Below are 18709 nucleotides of genomic sequence, written 5' to 3'. Positions count from 1 at the left end.
CGAGTGATGATACAGCAGCGCCCAGAAACGACGCGGAGATACCAAGCGCCAAAGTCGGCAGCACCGCATCGGGAGTCTTTAAAAGGCGATTTGAGAACCACTACTTACGTTCTGCGCCCCGCGCATTTGCTTGCAGGCGCCTTAACCTGTATTGCCGCCACGCTGACCATCTCCGGCATCATTGGCTATCACGTCATGCGCAATGGAACAGATACAGAAGTCAACGCTGGCCGCGCGGAAGTTGCTCTTCAGTACCAAGATCGAATCGACCGGCTGCGGGCCGAAATCGAGCGCCTAAACAGCCGCCAATTGGTGGACCGTGAGAGCGTTGAAATCCAGGTGATGGATGTCCTGCGCCGCCAGCATGATCTCAATCAGCGCCATACTATTGTCGCCGACCTGGTGGCCCGCGCTGAAAGCGTCGGAATTTATCTGAACACCGGCCAGCCGGTCCCGGCGCAAAAACCGGCCATCGACGCCGGACGCCTTGCGTCTGCCGGCCACGACGACCGCACTGCCATGGGCGGCGAAAGTGATATCATTTCAGAACCGGTCAAGGCGCTCGGTTTGCGGGACGCATCCTCGAAAACTTTTGATCCACTGAGCGTCCTTCAAGGCACAGATCCGGCCGCTGACACCAACGTAAAAAAAAACGCTGAAAAACAGGCCGCACTTGACGCCGTAAAAGCCGATATCTCCGAAATGGGAACAGAAAGCACGGCGGCTGTCGATGCCATCACAGTTGCGACCGAAAGCCGGATTGAAGATATACTTAGCATCGCCGGCCCACTCCTTCCCAATCTCAATAAGGCTGTCAAAACGACGTCAGGTCTTGGCGGCCCTTTTGAGCCACTCAACCATACGAGTTTTGCGAGCCGTCTAAACCGGGCGAACACTGCCCTGAAGGTCTTGAAACGGGTGAAGTTCGCGGCTCTGCGCCTGCCGGTCAAACGGCCAGTGCGCAACGGCTCCCTCTCCAGCGGTTATGGCCCGCGCATGGACCCTTTCCTGAACCGTTTGGCGATGCATTCCGGCCTCGATTTTAAAGCCCCCTACGGCGCCCGCGTTTTTGCATCAGCGCCCGGAACGGTGATCCATGCCGGCTGGAAAGGCGGCTACGGCAAGATGATTGAAATCCGCCACGCCAACGGTTTCGTGACGCGATATGCACATTTGAGCAAGATCCGGATTTCTGAAGGCGGCCATGTTCTGGCAGGCGATGTGATCGGCAACATCGGCTCCACAGGCCGCTCGACTGGCCCGCACCTTCATTATGAAGTCCGCCGCCACGATAAGCCAAGCAACCCGGCATCTTTCCTCCGCGCTGGCGAGAAGCTCACGCAACTGTCGCTCTAATCGTCAATTTTTTGGCTTAGACTGTCATCGGAATCGTCTTGGAGTAGGCCACACCCGGTTCTGTGCCGCCGCCTTCAAGCACGACTGGACTGTCGCCACTGATAGCAACTTTGAAGCTTCCTGAACCACCCCAGTTGATTCCGATCACAGTGAGATTGTAGGATCCGCTGGACAGAATGTTTGCTGGGTCCACAGTATAGCTGACCGGTGCATTGTAACCAGATTTCAAATGGCAGATTACTGAACTTCCCGCGGTCTGGCAGGCGATGATGATGATTTCATTGTCGCACCCTTGAACGTCTATGCTCGTAACCTTGGACATATAGCCTCTCCGTAAGTTGCCGTAGCTGAGGTGAGTTGGCAGTCTATTTGCCGTCCTCCTCACTTCCGACGTTCCAAGCGGGTATATGTGATTGGGCACAAAAAACGGCGCCGAAGCGCCGTTTCGTTTTTCGAAAACAATTTGAAGTCCGATTACTCGATATCCTCGACTTCGACTTCATCGCCGCCAAAGACGCGCTGGGCCAGCGCTGCTTCCATGAACTGATCCAGATCGCCATCCAGAACATCACCTGGTGCAGTGCTTTGAACGCCGGTGCGTAGATCCTTGACCATCTGATACGGCTGCAAGACGTAGGAGCGGATCTGGTGGCCCCAACCGATGTCGGTCTTGGACGCCGCTTCGGCGTTGGCCGCTTCTTCACGTTTTTTCAGCTCCGCCTCATAAAGACGGGCTTTCAGCATGCCCCAGGCGGTTGCCCGGTTCTTGTGCTGGGAGCGTTCGGATTGGCACTGAACAACAATCCCGGTCGGCTGGTGGGTGATGCGCACAGCCGAATCGGTGGTGTTGACGTGCTGGCCGCCAGCACCGGACGCACGGTAGGTGTCGATCCGGCAGTCGCTTTCGTTGACGTCGATCTCGATCGAATCGTCAATCACAGGATAGACCCAGGCACTGGAGAAGCTGGTGTGACGGCGCGCGTTGCTGTCGTAAGGCGAAATCCGCACCAGACGGTGCACCCCGGATTCGGTTTTCAGCCAGCCATAGGCATTCTCGCCCTTGATCAGCAGTGTCGCGGATTTGATCCCGGCCTCTTCTCCGTCGTGATACTCAAGCACCTCGACCTTGAAGCCCCGCTTTTCCGCCCAGCGGCGGTACATCCGCAGGAGCATCGACGCCCAGTCCTGGCTCTCCGTGCCCCCTGCCCCGGAATTGATCTCGATGTAGGTGTCATTGCCGTCGGCTTCACCCGACAGAAGCGAGTTGAGCTGCAGTTCGTTGACTTTTTCCTTCAGGCCGCGCAGCGCGTCTTCCGCATCCTCGATGACCGACGTGTCGTCTTCCATCTCACCAAGCTCGATCAGCTCAATGTTGTCGGCCAGATCCTGCTCCAGGCCTTTGACGCCATTGATTCCGTCGTCGAGCTGCTGGCGTTCGCGCATCAGCTTCTGGGCTTTGGTGGGGTCGTTCCAAAGCTCGGGATCTTCAGAAAGAGCGTTCAGCTCTTCCAGTCTTACAAGGGCCTGATCCCAGTCAAAGATGCCTCCTCAGCAGGCTTATGGCCTGCTTGATTTCATCGACGATGGCTTCCATTTCGGCGCGCATCGGATACCTCGCTTTAGTTGGTGAAACGGCCCGGATCCTCGTGTCAGGATCCGGGCCGGAATTTGGAGCCGGACATTAGCTTTCCGGGCGGTGCCTGTAAACCACCGCCTGGCTGCATCTGATCAGGACACTTTAGTAGAGGCCGCCGGTTCCTTGTAACACGGCTTGGCCTGCCTCCGGAGACACATAGGTCGGAACACCCATGGTGTCCTGGAACCCAATAACGGAATAGCTGTCCGGCGGGGCCATGCCTGGTTTGAAGGCTTCCAGAATAACACCGGGAGAGCCAGCAGCAGTCCGAAGACCCGTGTTGCGGTTGATCGGGATCAGCTGAAGTCCACGCGGCACGCGGAATTCCACCGGCGGCTTGTCAGCCAGAGCTTTTTTGACAAAGTCGGTGAAGATCGGTGCAGCCACCTGACCACCGGTCGCGCCACGGCCCATCGGTTTGGGATTGTCGAAACCAACAAAGACGCCAACGGCAAGCTCCGATGTGAAACCCATAAACCAAGCATCTTTTTCGTCGTTGGTGGTGCCGGTTTTGCCAGCGACTGGCCGGCCAACCGCCCGAACCGAGGTCGCTGTGCCGCGCTGAACCACACCTTCCATCATGGAGGTAATTTGATAGGCAGTCATCGGATCGAGCACCTGCTGACGGTCGTCGATCAATTGGGGTTCGCTTTGACCATCCCAAGCATCCTGGGTACAGCCATCACAAATCCGGCTGTCGTGCTTGTAGATTGTCCGGCCGTAGCGGTCCTGTATCCGGTCAATCAAGGTCGGACGCACCTTACGGCCACCATTGGCCACCGTCGCATAGGCTGTGGTCATGCGCAGGACCGTGGTTTCACCGGCCCCCAGCGACATGGAGAGAACCGGCAGCATATTGTCGTAGATGCCGAAGCGTTTGGCATATTCAGCCACCAGCGGCATGCCCATGTCCTGAGCCAGGCGCACGGTCATCACGTTCCGCGAGCGCTCAATGCCGGTGCGCAAGGTCGATGGGCCGTAGAACTTGCCGCCATAGTTTTGCGGCCGCCAAGTGCCAAGTCCCGGCCCTTGCGAGATTTCCAGCGGTGCATCCATGACCACCGAAGACGGGGTGTAGCCATTGTCGAGAGCAGCCGCATAAAGGAACGGTTTGAAGGACGACCCCGGCTGGCGATAGGCCTGTGTTGCCCTATTGAACTCACTCTGCGCAAAGCTGAAACCACCAACCAGCGCAAGAACACGACCGGTATAGGGATCCATAGCGACAAGAGCACCGGACACCTTCGGGATTTGTCTGAGCTCATATGTGCCAGGCGCAACCGGACTTGCCTGAACATAAACAACATCGCCAGGCGCCAGAACATCGGACACAGCAGAGGGCGCCCGGCCGCTGACACGGGCCCATTTCATGGTTTCCAGAAACAACGGCCCGGATTTGCGCTCTTCCGACAAAAGCCCGCTTTCCAACCGCTTTGGCTGAATACCGACCTTGGCTTCTGTTTCGCCGCTTTCCAGAACAACCGCCAGGGTCCATTCCGGTAAGTCACTTAAGGCTTCGATCTTCGCAAGTTCAACGCCCCAGTCCGTACCGGTGGAAATCCGGTCGACGGGACCATTCCAGCTGCCACGCTTGTGGTCGAAGCTGATCAGCCCGTCCATTAGGGACTTGCGGGCCATCTTCTGCAATTCCGGATCGAGTGTCGATCGGACAGACAAACCACCTTCATAAAGGCGTTTGGTGCCAAAAATCTCGGCGACCTCCCGGCGGACTTCCTCCGTGAAATATTCTGCGGCAAACAGCTTCGAGCCATGACCACGCAGTTTCACCGTGATCGGCTTCGCTTTTGCTTCTTCGCCGTCGTCGTATGACACATGGCCATCGGCCACCATACGATCGATCACATAGTTCCGGCGGGCAATCGCCGCTTCTGTCTTTTTGTAAGGATGATAGTTGCTCGGTCCCTTCGGCAGGGCGGCAAGATAGGCCGCCTCTTCCAGGGCAAGTTCATGCACCGACTTGTCGAAATAAATCAGTGAAGCCGCGGCCACACCATAAGCGCCAAATCCGAAATAGATCTCGTTGAGGTATAGTTCGAGGATCTCGTCCTTTGAATAGGCCTGCTCAATGCGAAGCGCGAGAATCGCCTCTTTGATCTTACGCTCAAACTTGATTTCGTTGGTCAGAAGGAAGTTCTTTGCAACCTGCTGCGTTATCGTCGACGCGCCCTCCGGCCGGCGTCCGGAACCGTAGTTCTGGATGAAACGGATACCGGCACGGGCAATGCCCTCCGGATCCACCCCGAGGTGCGTATAGAAATTCTTGTCTTCCGCGGAGATGAATGCCTGCTTCAACCGGTCCGGCATGGCCTGGATCGGCAGGAACAACCTGCGCTCGGTGGCATATTCGGCCATCAGGCTGCCGTCAGACGCGTGCACCCGGGTCATGACCTCAGGTTCATAGTTCTTCAGAGCGCTGTAGTCCGGCAGGCCTTCGTCGAGGTGCTGCAGATACATCCACAGACCTGCGGCAATTAGCAGGCCAAGCGCTGCTCCAATGCCGAACAAGTAACCAAAGAATTTCACCAAAAACTTCATATTGCGGGCTCGTCTTTCCCCGTCTTGAGTGCCCTTGCGTGTTGTACCACGCTTTCAGGGGCCTGGCACACTCAGGCGCCACATCATACAAAATCAGTCACTGCCTAACTCGTGCACCATTATGGCGATGCTGAGGCAAATGCCAGCTAAAGATTTTCGAACTTTTCAATCCTGCCCTCGCTTTTACTGGGACGGAGCGGCTTTGCGGCCAGCCAGCCGCGGCCGGAAGAAACCGTGGATTGCTTCCGCCATCGCGCTGGCCATCCGCTCGCGCCACTCTTCGGAGATCAGCAATTTCTCGTCATGGGCGTTGGAAAGATAGCCTAGTTCAACCAAAACCGACGGAACATCATGGGCCTTGAGCACCCGAAAACCCGCAGATCTATGCGGATTATTGATCAAGCGGACCGCACTTTGCAGCTCATCCACCAAAGTCTTGGCAAAGTAGACGGAAAACGACCGGGTTTCCCGGCGCGCTAGATCCAAAAGGATGTCCGTCACTTCTGTCGGCTCTTCATCCAGTTCCACACCGGCAATGACGTCCGACATGTTTTCAGTTGTTGCCAGTTCTTCCGCCAACCGGTCTGATGCCTTGTTGGAAAGTGTATAGACCGTGGCACCGCGCGCGAATTTCTGTCCGCGGCGCACCGAATCAGCATGGATGGAAATAAACAGATCAGCAGCCAGATCATGCCCGACCTGAACCCGGTCGCCGAGCGGAATGAACGTGTCATCTTCGCGCGTCAGATGAATGTCATAACGGTCACCTTCCGCCAATTTATCCCGAAGCAGCTTTGTGAACTCGAGCACAATGGCCTTTTCGAGTGTTCCCGCAACGCCGATCGCCCCATTGTCGATGCCGCCGTGGCCCGGATCCAGAACAATCACCGGTTTGTCCTTCGCCCGCTCTGCCGACAGCCTGTCGGCTTTTGGCGCGGCTTTTTTCGTGGCCGTGCGCGAGGGTCTGGAAGCCGTGACAAAGTCCGCAAACTCTTGTTCGCTCGCCCTGACAAGATCAATCACAAGGCGCGAGGGTTGATCATCCACAGATGGCAAAAAGAGGGTTTTGTCGACCCGTGCTGGAGCAGCCAGATCAACGACGACGCGCGACTTTCCAACTGCAAACAGCCCGAACCGCCAATCAGATACCAATCCCTTGCCGGCTGGATTGGACGAGCTCAGAAAGCCAAATGTGACTTCAGGCAAATCCAGAATCAATCTGTAAGGAGAGCCGAGAGCTGAAATGGTTGGTGTCAGTTGCTGGTCTACCTCAAGAACGATTCGGGTCCGATCCTGATCGCCAGCGACACGGGCAGCCGAGATAAGCGGTTTGTCCTCTGCAGCGTTCGCTGCGGCCGAAGCCAGCTGAAGAATTGCAACGGCAGTCGCAACCGCAACGAGGCATAACTTGACGGCCGCCACGGCCGCAATCCAGCCGTGCGCAACAGATTTGTTCAATTTAGCTGTTAAATTCCCAAGTGCGTTCATCGTCACCAAAAAGCCGCCAAATGCGGTCGCCTCAAACACGCTGTGTTTTACGCTATCGTTCCCCCCTTCGATAGGGAAAATGGCTTATCCTGTTCACATTGCTTGCAAACCATCTCCGCGGAACGTAAAAGTACCTTACGGATTCAGGTTAGAAACCGATACTGTCCAAGGTGGCAAAAGGATACACATATCCACAAAGCCATCTGTTTACGGGCCAGTTGAACGAAAGAACAGAGGCCGTTCTAACGTTTCACAGGATTGCCCGATCGTGAAGGACAGTCTCTCGGCCCGTCTTGAAACCGCCCGCCCTGTGACGCTGCCAATTACACATGAGCAGATATTCAACCGGGGCCCAGGCGGTCACCCAGGACAAGCTGATCCGACCCGGGGCTAGACCTACGGCCGCAACTGGCCGGCTGGTTTCGGACACAGATTAAGAGACTTTAACTCAAGGGCTTACGTTGCCCCGAAGGACCCGCGTAATGCAAATGCTGACAACCAACATACAAGCCCCCGCCAAAGGAGCGGCCGCTTGTCATGGTCAGCCAAACGCGCCGGGCTCGGACGCTCTTGCTCACAACAGCACAACAAATACGGCAGCCATCTACCTTTCAGGCGATGCGCGGTTTCGACAGGCGCACATGAGCGCTGCCGTGGAGAAATTCAATAATGGCAAACAAGATGCTGATCGACGCGGGCCACCCGGAAGAGACCCGGGTCGTCGTCGTCCGCGGCAATCGGGTTGAAGAATTCGATTTTGAAGCAGCGAATCGCAAACAGCTGCGTGGCAATATCTATCTGGCGAAGGTGACACGGGTTGAACCCTCCCTTCAGGCAGCATTTGTGGAATATGGCGGAAACCGGCACGGGTTCCTAGCCTTCAGCGAAATTCATCCGGATTATTATCAGATCCCGGTCGCCGACCGGGAAGCGCTCTTGGCTGCCGAGGCAGCCGAACGCCAGTCTGATGATACTGAGACGGAAGAAAAGCCAAAGCGTCGCCGGCGCTCGCGCGCGGCCCGCAATGAAACAGACACCGATACGGTTGCCAGCGAAAAAATCGAAAACGCCGAGGAAACAGACGGCGAAGCACCGGTTGAGGCAGCTGAAAATGCTGAAGAAGACGGCGCCCAAACAGCTGCCGCTGACAACGCCGCAGACGATACTGAAACTGTCGGCGCTAAAGCGGAGGTAGTTGCGGACGCAGACGAGGCTTCAGCACCTGAAAGCGCGACCGACGCCGAAGCTGCTGCAGATGGTGACGAAACAACAGCTGAAGCAGCGTCCGAAGACGAGGCCTCAAACGAAACTTCCGAATCCGAAGACGTCGCGGCCGAAGCCAGCACAGAAGAAGACGCAAAACCAACACGCCGCCGCCGGCGTCGGCGTGGCAAAGCTGACGTCGAAGCTGCCCCCGAGGACGAAAACGGGGACGACGAAGGTGTTGAATCCGTTGGCGCTGAAGACGCCATGGAAGAAGTTCCAGAGCGGACCGTACCGCTGCGCAAACAGTACAAGATCCAGGAAGTCATCAAGCGCCGCCAGATCATTCTGGTTCAGGTTGTCAAGGAAGAGCGCGGCAACAAAGGCGCGGCTCTGACCACTTACCTGTCCCTGGCAGGCCGCTATTCGGTTCTGATGCCGAACACTGCCCGTGGCGGCGGCATTTCCCGCAAGATCACCCAGCCGACCGACCGCAAGCGCTTGAAGAAGATTGCGTCTGAGCTGGATGTGCCGGAAGGCATGGGCGTTATCCTGCGGACCGCAGGTGCCAGCCGGACAAAGGCCGAAATCAAACGCGATTTCGAGTATTTGATGCGGCTTTGGGAGAATGTCCGGGAGCTGACCCTCAAATCCAGTGCACCAAGCCTCGTCTACGAGGAAGGCAGTCTGGTCAAACGGTCGATACGCGATCTTTATAACAAGGACATCAATGAAGTCCTTGTTGCCGGGGACGAAGGCTACAGAGAGGCCAAGGACTTTATGCGCATGCTCATGCCGAGCCATGCCAAAAACGTCCAGCCTTACCGCGACCCTTCCCCGCTGTTCATCCGCTATGGGGTAGAACCGCAGCTCGATGCGATGTTCTCGCCGCAGGTGACGCTGAAGTCCGGTGGTTACATCGTCATCAACCAAACCGAAGCTTTGGTCTCCATCGACGTGAACTCGGGCAAATCAACCCGTGAACACAACATCGAGGACACCGCCCTTCAGACAAACCTGGAAGCGGCGGAAGAAGTGACCCGCCAGCTGCGCCTGCGCGACCTTGCCGGTCTTGTTGTCATCGACTTCATTGATATGGAGGAATCGAAGAACAACCGGGCGGTTGAGCGCAAGCTAAAAGAGTGCCTGAAGAATGACCGCGCGCGTATCCAGGTAGGCCGGATTTCCCATTTCGGTCTTTTGGAGATGTCGCGCCAGCGCCTGCGCACCGGCGTTCTGGAAAGCTCGACCACCCCTTGCCCGCATTGTCAGGGCACCGGCATGATCCGCTCCGTGGAATCGGTCGCGCTGCACGTCCTGCGCTCCATTGAGGACAATCTGCTCAAAGGCGCAACCCACGATCTGATCATCCGCACCACGGCGGAAGTTGCGCTCTATATCCTGAACCAGAAACGATCCAACCTTTTCGACTTGGAAACACGCTTTGCCGTTGGCATCGAGGTGCAGTCCGACCACATGGTCAACGGGCAACTTTATGTCCTTGAACGCGGTGCACCGATTGACCGCGACCGTGTTCCGGCTCCGTCTCCGATTGTTCAGCCGGACATGATCGAGATCATCGACGAAGACACTGAGCAGCCAGTTATTGAAGAACAGGCACAGGACGAAGATGGCGGTGACCGCCGCAAGCGCCGCCGCAGAAAGCGCCGGCGGGGCGGCTCGGATGCCCAACAAGAGGGTTCAGAAGGAACCGAAGCGCAAGCCGACAGCAACGATGCTGATAGCGAGCAAGGCGAAACCCAGGAAGCCCGCGGTTCGGATGACAGTGACGACGATGAACCGCGCCGCAAACGCCGCCGGGGCCGCCGGGGTGGCCGCCGCGGCCGCCGGGACGATGAGACAGAGGCACGCTCGGATGAAACTGCCGAAGCAATCGCAGATGCTGAAGCTACAGAGGGCGACAACGGTGAAACCACGGTTGAAACTCAATCCAGCGAAACACCTGTCGATCAATCTTCAGAAACCAGCGCCGATTCTGATGACGCTGTGAACGGAAGTGTCACTGAAGCTGCAGCAGATGCAGCGACAGAAGAGGCTGCACCGGCAGAAGCGGAAGTGGCGGCAGAGGTCGACGGAGACAGCTCTGAAGAGAAAACCGTTCCAGCCGATGAGGACATTGTCGTCGAAACCCCGACGTCAGAACAGCCGGTTGCTGCCGAAGCGGAAGAAGAGCCTGTTAAGCCGTCTGCACCGGCTGAACCGGTGGTAACCAGCGAAACTTCCGGTGACGAAAAGAAAGACAAACCGAAACGCGGCGGCTGGTGGCAGCGCGGGCGGTCGTTCTTCTGAAAAGTTATCAGATAATGAGTAGTTTAGAATGGCGGCCGAGTGGCCGCCTTTCTTTTTTCCGCTCAGATCCAGTCTTTCAGGAGCCCCAACGCGGTTTTCATGTCGTCATGGGCACCGGCAAAGGAAAAACGAATAAACTCCTTGCCATGGACAGGATCGAAATCCACGCCCGGCGTGGCAGCAACCCCCGCCTCGTGCAGCATGCGTTTGGCGAAAGCCAGGCTGTCATCGCTGAACCGGCTGATGTCGGCGTAAACATAAAACGCTCCATCCACCGGTAGAAGCTTGTCGAACCCGATCTGTGGCAACCCTTCCAAGAGCAACTTCCGGTTGGCCGCATATCCGGCCTTAACCGCCTCCAGTTCCTGAACGGCGTTCAGCGCGGCACCTGCTGCAATTTGGGACAGTTCCGGCGGCGAGATATAAAGGCTTTGCGCGATCCGTTCCGTTGGACGGACCAGTTGTTCCGGCAACACCATCCAGCCAATCCGCCACCCGGTCATGCAGTAGTATTTGGAGAAACTGTTGATGATGATCGCGTTTTGCGAGGTCTCTAGTGCGGTCTTCTGCTCACCGGCATAATCGAGACCATGATAGATCTCATCTGAGATGAACCAGATCCCGGCATCATCACAATAGGTGATCAGCTCTTCAAGGGCTTCGGCTGTCATCATCGTACCAGTGGGGTTGGCAGGGCTTGCGACCAACACGCCCTTAACGGGTCCATCGGCTTGAGCCGCCTCCAGATGCGCTGGTGTCAAGCTCCAACGGGTTTCGGCCCCCACTTCCACTTCAACCGGAACAAGCCCAAGCGCTTTTAAGATGTTGCGGTAGGCAGGATACCCTGGCGCCGTCAGCACAATCCGATCACCTGGATCGAAGGCGGCAAGAAAAGTCAGGTTAAATCCAGCAGAAGATCCAGTCGTTGCCATGATCCGGCTGGCCGGCACATCGACACCATAGGTTTTGCGGTAGTGGGCCGACAAGGCATCCCGCAGCGGCTTGATGCCTAGGGCTTCGGTGTATCCGAGTTTGCCGTGTTGGAGCGCTTCGGCGGCAGCAACAAGCGCCGGTTTCGGAGCCGGTGCAGACGGCTGGCCAACTTCCATATGGATGATTCTGCGCCCGGCGGCTTCCAGCTGGGCCGCCTCTGCTAACACGTCCATGGCTATGAACGGCGCGACATTACTGCGGTTCGACGGCTGGAAACGGCCACGGGCCATGGGCTGGTCCTTTAAATTCGAAAAGTGGATCGGACATGGATCTGTCCCCTGCCCCTAAATGCAGGTGCGCCAATACGCAAGGCCTGGCGCAATCAACTGGTCTTCTAAAACCATTTCGCCAGCTTTTTATCGGGTTTGATACCAGCGTTCCTTGACCGGTGGTGTCAGCCCCCATACCTTCGCCACAAATAGGTTTCAATGCTTCGGAATGCTCTTGTTGACCCAAGTTATTAAAGGTTTTCGGACTGGTTTCGCCTGGCTTACCCGTCCAACAGTCCCCGTCAAGACAGCCATGCGCAGAGCTGCTCGCAGGGCGGTTGCGCTTGCCTGTGTCGGTGCTATGGCGCTTCCGGTTACACTTACGCCCGCCTTTGCACAAAGAAAGCTTCCACTTGTCCGTGATGCGGAAATCGAATCTCTTATGCGGGACTATGCCAAACCGATTTTCAGGGTAGCTGGCCTGGGCAATTCCGAACCATCCATCATTTTGGTGAACGATAAGAGTTTCAACGCGTTTGTTCCCGATTCGCGGCGCATGTTCATCAACATTGGCGTGATCATGGAAGCCGAGACACCTGGCGAAGTCATCGGAGTGATTGCGCACGAATCCGGCCATATTGCCGGTCGCCATCTGGTCCGTTTGCGCGCAGCAGCAGCCAATGCACAAATCATGTCCGTTATCGGCATGATCCTGGGCGCCGGCGCAGCTGCAGCGGGCGCTGCTGCTGGTTCCGGGTCGGCAACTAGCGGAGGCGCTGCGGCTGTCGCCAGCGCTGGGTCGCTCGGACAGCGATCATTCTTGGCCTATCAGCGCGGAGAAGAAGCAGCTGCCGACCGGGCAGCCCTTCGTTACCTGGACAAGACAGGGCAAAGCGCACGCGGGTTGTTGAAAAACTTCCAGCGGATGGCCGAACAACAGATGTTTTCCAAGCGGTTCGCAGACCCTTACGCGATCAGTCACCCAATGGCACAAGACCGTTTCAACGGCCTACTGGCAGATGCGCAGAAATCAAAATTCTTCGACAAACCGGACGATTATGTTCTGCAATACCGGCATGAAATGGCGAAGGCAAAACTCTTTGCTTTTACCAGTCATCCCTCGGCCACTCTTAGAAAATACCCGCGCAAGGACAAAAGCCCGCCAGCTCAATACGCCCGGGCCATCGCCGCCATGCAGGCGCGCGGAAAAGCAGCCGTCAAGGAAATCGATCCGCTGATCCGCCAGCATCCAACCAATGCCTATTTCCATGAATTAAAGGGACAGGCCCTGCTTGAGGGTGGTGATCCCAAAGGAGCAATTCCCTCCTTCCGCAAGGCGCTTGCCATCAAACCGAATGAAACTCAATTCATGGTGTGGCTTGGATATGCGCTTGTCGGTGCCAACAATCCGTCCTATCTGCCCGAGGCAGAAAAGGTTTTGAAGAAAGCCATCCAGCGCGACCCGAACTCGGGTGTAGCATACGCTCAGCTGGCGATTGCCCATGGCCGTCAGGGCGAGCGCGCCGAAGCTGATCTTGCAACCGCAAAAGGCTTGATGGTGCGCGGCGACTTTGGTGCTGCAAAACGCTACGCCGCACGTGCTCAAAAAAGTTTGAAGCGAGGTTCAGCCGCTTGGCTTCAAGCTGATGATATTGTCGCCTACAAACCACCTAGCGTGCCTGGTCAAAGAAGGCGCTGATTTTTTGGACCCAATAACTGCTGCCGCCTTGGACGCCGCAGTTTCAGGAGCAACACATGAACCGTAATTCGACATTCTGGCGCCTACCATTGGCACAATGTGCTGCGTTGGTGGCCCTGCTCTTTTCCATTTTGAGCACGCCAGTGGTTGCCCAGGACATTGATCGTGGCGAAATCGAGAATATCGTTCGCGACTACCTTCTGAAGAATCCGGAGATCATTACAGAAGCTCTCGCAGAGCTGGACAGACGTGAAAAGGCAGCAGAAGAAGCCGCCCGCCGGGAAGTCCTGACCAGCAGCTCCGATATTCTCTACAACTCCACACGTCAGGTTGTTCTAGGGAACCCGACCGGATCGGTCACATTGGTCGAATTCTTCGATTATAACTGCGGCTACTGCAAACGGGCCTATGGTGACATGGTCCGCCTGATGGAAGAAAATCCAGACCTACGCGTGGTATTGAAGGAATTCCCGGTATTGGGACAGCCGTCCGTTGAAGCTGCTCAGGTGGCTGTAGCGGTGAATGAGGTCGCTCCGGACAAATATGGCGCCTTCCATGAAGCCCTGATGATGCGCCGCGGCCAGGCCAACCGGGCCAGCGCCCTAGAGGCAGCAACCAACGCCGGTATTTCCGAAGAAGCACTTTTGGAGGCTATGAGCACTGATGTGGCAGGCCAGACAATCGAAGAGGTCTACACGCTCGCCAACCGCCTTGGACTGACTGGAACACCATCCTATGTCGTTGGCGAGGAAGTCATCATGGGAGCTGTTGGCTACGACCAACTCAGCGCAAAACTGACCGACTTAAAGAATTGTGGTCAAACAACCTGTTAATCAAGCGGCTTTGAAACCGGAAATCTTTAGTTTTGACGCGGTTTCAGGGGTTTTCCTGACCCCTTTGAATGCCTATAAGAAGCTTGGTCCGGTTTCGTAGGGAAATCAGACAAAGTATCTAGATCCGCTTTACAGTTCGGCGGAGCAATAAGCGTGTTGCTGCTTAGCTAATATCTGGCCGTACTGACCTTTTGGGGTTGGCGCGGCCAAAATTGCGACTTGGAACAGATCGCCAATCAGTTTCCTGCAAGCGAACGCTTCTTGCGGCCCGAGTACGAGAGCCAGAAGACATGAATAAAGATAACAAGAGTTTCGACACGGCGCTGATCCGCGATTTGGCCGTTTTGCTTGATGAGACCAATCTGACCGAAATCGAACTGGAACAGGGCGAGACCCGTATCCGGGTCGCCCGTGAGATTTCGTTTACAGCCCCAGTCAGTGTTGCAGCTCCCGCAGCAGCGCCAGCACCGGTTGCCCCAGTTGCAGCTGCTGCACCGGCTGCAACCGCAGCTCCCGCCCCGGCCGCCGACGCGTCCAGCCATCCGGGCACCATCACCTCACCGATGGTTGGAACTGCCTATCTGGCGGCAGAACCGGGCGCAGCCCCGTTCATCCAGGTTGGCGACAAAGTCGCAGAAGGCCAGTCGATCCTGATCATTGAAGCCATGAAAACGATGAACCATATCCCGGCGACCAAAGCTGGCACGGTCAAGCAGATCCTCGTGGAAGACGCCCAGCCGGTGGAATTCGGCGAACCGCTCATTATCGTCGAATAAGGAGCCGTTCCGGCCATGTTCTCCAAAATCCTTATCGCGAACCGCGGCGAAATTGCCCTGCGCATCTTGCGTGCTTGTAAAGAGCTTGGCATTTCCACGGTCGCAGTTCATTCCACCGCGGACGCCGACGCCATGCATGTTCGCCTGGCTGATGAAAGCGTCTGTATCGGTCCTCCGGCCGCACGCGACAGCTATCTGAACATTCCGCAGCTTCTCGCCGCCTGTGAAATCACCGGCGCGGATGCGGTTCATCCGGGCTACGGCTTCCTGTCCGAAAACGCGCGGTTTGCGGAAATCCTGGAAGCTCATGACATTGTCTTCATTGGCCCAACCTCCGATCACATCAAGATCATGGGCGACAAGATCCAGGCGAAACAAACCGCCAAGGACCTCGGAATTCCGGTGGTTCCAGGATCTGATGGCGAAGTGACAGCGGCTGACGATGCCCATGCGATTGCGCGGGAAATCGGCTTCCCGGTTCTGGTGAAAGCAGCAAGTGGCGGCGGCGGCCGCGGCATGAAAGTTGCGCTGACCGAGGCCGATCTCGATACGGCCCTGTCTACGGCCCGCTCCGAGGCAAAAGCCGCATTCGGCGACGATGCCCTCTACATGGAAAAATATCTCGGCAAGCCGCGGCACATCGAGATCCAGGTTCTGGGGGACGGTCAAGGCAATGCAGTTCACTTGGGTGAGCGCGACTGTTCCTTGCAACGCCGACACCAGAAAGTTCTGGAAGAAGCCCCTTCCCCGTGCCTCAACCCGGAACAGCGCGCTGAGATTGGCGAAATCGTTGCCAATGCCATGCGCAAGCTGAAATACCGCGGCGTCGGTACGGTTGAGTTCCTCTACGAAAACGGCGAGTTCTATTTCATCGAAATGAACACCCGCCTGCAGGTGGAACACCCGGTCACGGAAATGATCACTGGCATCGACCTTGTCAATGAACAGATCCGGATTGCGGCTGGTGGCACCCTGGACATGAGCCAGGATGACATTTCCTTTGACGGTCATGCGATCGAGTGCCGCATCAACGCGGAAGACCCGGTCACCTTCGCACCGTCACCGGGCACGATTACCTATTACCACCCGCCGGGCGGTCTGGGCGTGCGCGTCGATTCAGGCGTTTATCAGGGTTACAAAATCCCGCCCTATTACGACAGCCTGATCGGCAAGTTGATCGTACACGGCCGCAACCGCGTCGAATGCATGATGCGCCTGCGCCGGTGCCTCGACGAGTTTGTCGTCGACGAAATCAAGTCGACCATTCCGCTGTTCCGCAATCTGGTTGAAAACCAGGATATCGCCAACGGCCAGTACGACATTCACTGGCTGGAGAAATACCTGGCGGACAAATCGAAATGACAAAGGGGCGGCAACGCCCCTTTTTCTTTGGTCTTGAATAAAGTCAGATAAACCCCAAGATCGCTGCCGCCAATGCGTTGTCGTTGGTAGCGACGACACACGGTGTTCCGCTCGGCACGGAGATTTCGAATTTTGGATCACCGTTGTCGGTGTAGATCAGCCCTATGACGGTGGCGACGTCATATTTCTGCGTCTGCGGATAGCCGCGTACGACATACGAATTGGCCGGGACCGTGAAGCCGATCGTATTCTTATATCCTTCCGTTTCACTCGACTGTTTTTGATCCGTAGTTGTGGTTCCGCGGCTGTAGGAATACATGCTGCCGATATCGACAACGCCAGCGATTTTGTAAGATGGGATCTTGAAGCTGTGCATCGATGAGTTCTGGTAGATCGTCACACTACCGGCCGTATCGGATGCCGACCTCTCGAGGCTCAAGTTTGTATCAAAGGTCAGCGGGTTCTTCACAAACGGTATATCAAACCGGATTTCCTTCAGTCCCTGAAATAGATTGGCAACCTCTGCGGTTTTCGGGATCGCGGAAATGATCGACACATTATTGATGTAAGTTCGGCTTTTGCCGGTGAACTGATTATAGGCAAGATTGACGATAGTCCGGCGGATGGTGTCCTGGCCGGCCGTCACCAGAAGCTTCAATCCGGTATCATTGACTTGGGAGAAGATCTGATAGCTGTTCGCATTTCGCTGATTGTACAGGTCAACTTCCCGCTTGATGCTGTCCAACAATGGAAGTTGTTGCGTGACGTTGTTCTTGGCTGTTTCGAACAGCCCAACAGGGGCCGCAACCAACTGGTCTGTTTGCGGATTTCCTTGGATCGCAGGTAGATAAGAAATGACAAAAGCGACCAGCCGCTTGCCATAACGTTTAGTGTCTTTTGAATCGATACTCGCCGTCTGGCAGTAATAGGTCGTGATCTTCGCGATCTGCGACATGGCGGTGAGGTCCACAGCCACCTGTTGTCCGACATCCCCTGCACTAAGATCACATCCAGCGGAAATACAGGCGTTGCTTTCCGTACACGCCAGGATCCGGCGCAAGGGGTATTGACCGGCCGGATCTTTCGAATCCTTAAAGGCAAATCCAAGCACTGTGAAATCCTGCGGATAAGAATCCAGCGCAAGCAATTCTGCGCAGCCCGGACTGCTCAACAAATCGTAAGGCTCGGGATTGCCGACATCCCCCGCATTTTGCAGCCGGACCGAGAGGTTGGTTTGCAGCTGGTCACTTATGGCTTGAAATTGTTGGTCGGTAGACTTGATGGTCACGCGCATCCGGCCAGCCTTTCTTTAATATGGGGCGATTTGCCCCGGGTTTGTCTTGAAAGACGGCTGAGGCAGACAAATGTGATGGGTTACGCAGCCTTCATGCATGGGCGGAAGAGACAAGCCCCAATTCGTCGGTTGAAGACTTGAATATCGGTGTTTTCCTTTTGCAGATTTTCAGGAACATTTAGACTGAAGAGATTGGACCTGCCGGCTGGTAATACGTAAAAGACAGCGGCTTAGCCTAACGCAGTGTAAACCGGTCCAGTGTCACACTCAGAATTGGTACAACGGATAACAGACATTCGATGGCAGGATACAAGGACGATTTCATCTTGGAGATAACGCCGCAGGTCCTTTTAAAGGCCTATGCCTGCGGGTTGTTTCCCATGGCTGAATCCGCCGAGGATCCGGGTCTATTCTGGCTGGAACCAGAACGCCGGGGCATCCTGCCTCTTGATACAGTTCACATTCCGCGCCGCTTAAAACGCACCATTCGCAGCGATGTTTTTGAAATCCGGATCAGCACAGATTTTCAAGGTGTGATCAACGGATGCTCAGAGCCGATGCCCGGACGCCGCAAAACTTGGATCAACAAGGAGATCCGGCGCCTCTACGGCGAATTGTTCGAGATGGGCTATTGCCACACTGTTGAGGCCTGGCAAGACGGAGTACTCGTCGGCGGCCTTTATGGTGTCAGCTTGAACGGCGCCTTTTTTGGTGAAAGCATGTTCACCTTCAAAACGGATGCCTCCAAGGTGTGCCTGGCGCATCTGGTCGCCCGGTTGATAGCCGGTGGATACACGCTTCTGGATACCCAGTTTGTGACCGACCATCTCAGCAAGTTCGGAACCGTTGAAGTTGCCCGGGACGCCTACAACACCCTGCTGAGCGATGCCTTGCAGAAAGAGACCGATTTTTATGCTCTATCTCAACGTGCAAATGGGCAAGACGTGTTGAACGTTCTGAATAGTCAGCAAACAGCTTCGTAAATGCTAATAGG

Annotated in this window: 13 protein-coding genes; 7 read left to right on the top strand and 6 right to left on the bottom strand. The window is 56.1% G+C overall.

Annotation, left to right across the window (positions count from 1 at the left end; all coding sequences use genetic code 11):
• Positions 1 to 90: 90 nt before the first annotated feature.
• The gene (locus tag FJ695_RS15845) at positions 91 to 1356 is read left to right on the top strand and encodes a M23 family metallopeptidase (protein ID WP_209010679.1); all 1266 of its coding nucleotides are present in this window, start codon (positions 91 to 93) and stop codon (positions 1354 to 1356) included.
• A 16-nt stretch (positions 1357 to 1372) separates the two neighbouring features.
• Here the strand turns inward: FJ695_RS15845 and FJ695_RS15840 are convergent, their stop codons facing one another.
• From FJ695_RS15840 to FJ695_RS15825, 4 genes are all read right to left on the bottom strand, one after another.
• Entirely contained in the window at positions 1373 to 1678 is a 306-nt protein-coding gene (locus FJ695_RS15840; RefSeq protein ID WP_141186350.1) for a hypothetical protein, read from the bottom strand.
• A 152-nt stretch (positions 1679 to 1830) separates the two neighbouring features.
• Positions 1831 to 2962 (bottom strand): peptide chain release factor 2 gene (prfB, locus tag FJ695_RS15835; RefSeq protein ID WP_141186349.1). Its coding sequence is split into 2 segments (ribosomal slippage): positions 1831 to 2892 and positions 2894 to 2962, totalling 1131 coding nucleotides; the frame shifts between segments, so codons are not numbered across the junction.
• A 132-nt stretch (positions 2963 to 3094) separates the two neighbouring features.
• Complete coding sequence (locus FJ695_RS15830) at positions 3095 to 5539, bottom strand: penicillin-binding protein 1A (RefSeq protein WP_209011151.1); 2445 nt, start codon at positions 5537 to 5539, stop codon at positions 3095 to 3097.
• A gap of 192 nt (positions 5540 to 5731) precedes the next feature.
• Positions 5732 to 6970 (bottom strand): N-acetylmuramoyl-L-alanine amidase, encoded by a 1239-nt coding sequence (locus FJ695_RS15825; protein ID WP_247653657.1) that lies wholly within the window; start codon positions 6968 to 6970, stop codon positions 5732 to 5734.
• 735 nt (positions 6971 to 7705) lie between these two features.
• Between FJ695_RS15825 and FJ695_RS15820 the strand changes: the two genes are divergently transcribed.
• A complete protein-coding gene (locus FJ695_RS15820) occupies positions 7706 to 10549 on the top strand; it encodes an Rne/Rng family ribonuclease (protein WP_141186347.1) in 2844 nt (947 codons plus the stop codon).
• A 62-nt stretch (positions 10550 to 10611) separates the two neighbouring features.
• Here the strand turns inward: FJ695_RS15820 and FJ695_RS15815 are convergent, their stop codons facing one another.
• Entirely contained in the window at positions 10612 to 11772 is a 1161-nt protein-coding gene (locus FJ695_RS15815; RefSeq protein ID WP_141186346.1) for a pyridoxal phosphate-dependent aminotransferase, read from the bottom strand.
• Between the two features lie 292 nt (positions 11773 to 12064).
• Here FJ695_RS15815 and FJ695_RS15810 point away from each other — a divergent pair, with 292 nt between their 5' ends.
• The 4 genes from FJ695_RS15810 to accC all read left to right on the top strand — a co-directional run bounded on the left by FJ695_RS15810 (position 12065) and on the right by accC (position 16421).
• Complete coding sequence (locus FJ695_RS15810; protein ID WP_168206384.1) at positions 12065 to 13450, top strand: M48 family metalloprotease; 1386 nt, start codon at positions 12065 to 12067, stop codon at positions 13448 to 13450.
• Positions 13451 to 13506: 56 nt separating this feature from the next.
• On the top strand, positions 13507 to 14283 hold the full coding sequence (locus FJ695_RS15805; protein ID WP_141186344.1) for a DsbA family protein: 777 nt from the start codon (positions 13507 to 13509) through the stop codon (positions 14281 to 14283).
• A 290-nt stretch (positions 14284 to 14573) separates the two neighbouring features.
• On the top strand, positions 14574 to 15059 hold the full coding sequence (gene accB / locus FJ695_RS15800) for an acetyl-CoA carboxylase biotin carboxyl carrier protein (protein ID WP_141186343.1): 486 nt from the start codon (positions 14574 to 14576) through the stop codon (positions 15057 to 15059).
• A 15-nt stretch (positions 15060 to 15074) separates the two neighbouring features.
• A complete protein-coding gene (gene accC / locus FJ695_RS15795; RefSeq protein WP_141186342.1) occupies positions 15075 to 16421 on the top strand; it encodes an acetyl-CoA carboxylase biotin carboxylase subunit in 1347 nt (448 codons plus the stop codon).
• Between the two features lie 43 nt (positions 16422 to 16464).
• Here the strand turns inward: accC and FJ695_RS15790 are convergent, their stop codons facing one another.
• A complete protein-coding gene (locus FJ695_RS15790) occupies positions 16465 to 17715 on the bottom strand; it encodes a hypothetical protein (protein ID WP_141186341.1) in 1251 nt (416 codons plus the stop codon).
• A gap of 299 nt (positions 17716 to 18014) precedes the next feature.
• Here FJ695_RS15790 and aat point away from each other — a divergent pair, with 299 nt between their 5' ends.
• Complete coding sequence (aat, locus tag FJ695_RS15785) at positions 18015 to 18698, top strand: leucyl/phenylalanyl-tRNA--protein transferase (protein WP_141186340.1); 684 nt, start codon at positions 18015 to 18017, stop codon at positions 18696 to 18698.
• Positions 18699 to 18709 lie beyond the last annotated feature (11 nt).

The organism is Labrenzia sp. PHM005 (assembly GCF_006517275.1).
GTDB lineage: Bacteria > Pseudomonadota > Alphaproteobacteria > Rhizobiales > Stappiaceae > Roseibium.
Note: the sequence above shows the minus strand (reverse complement) of the source record. Positions and strands in the feature narration are given on the sequence as shown.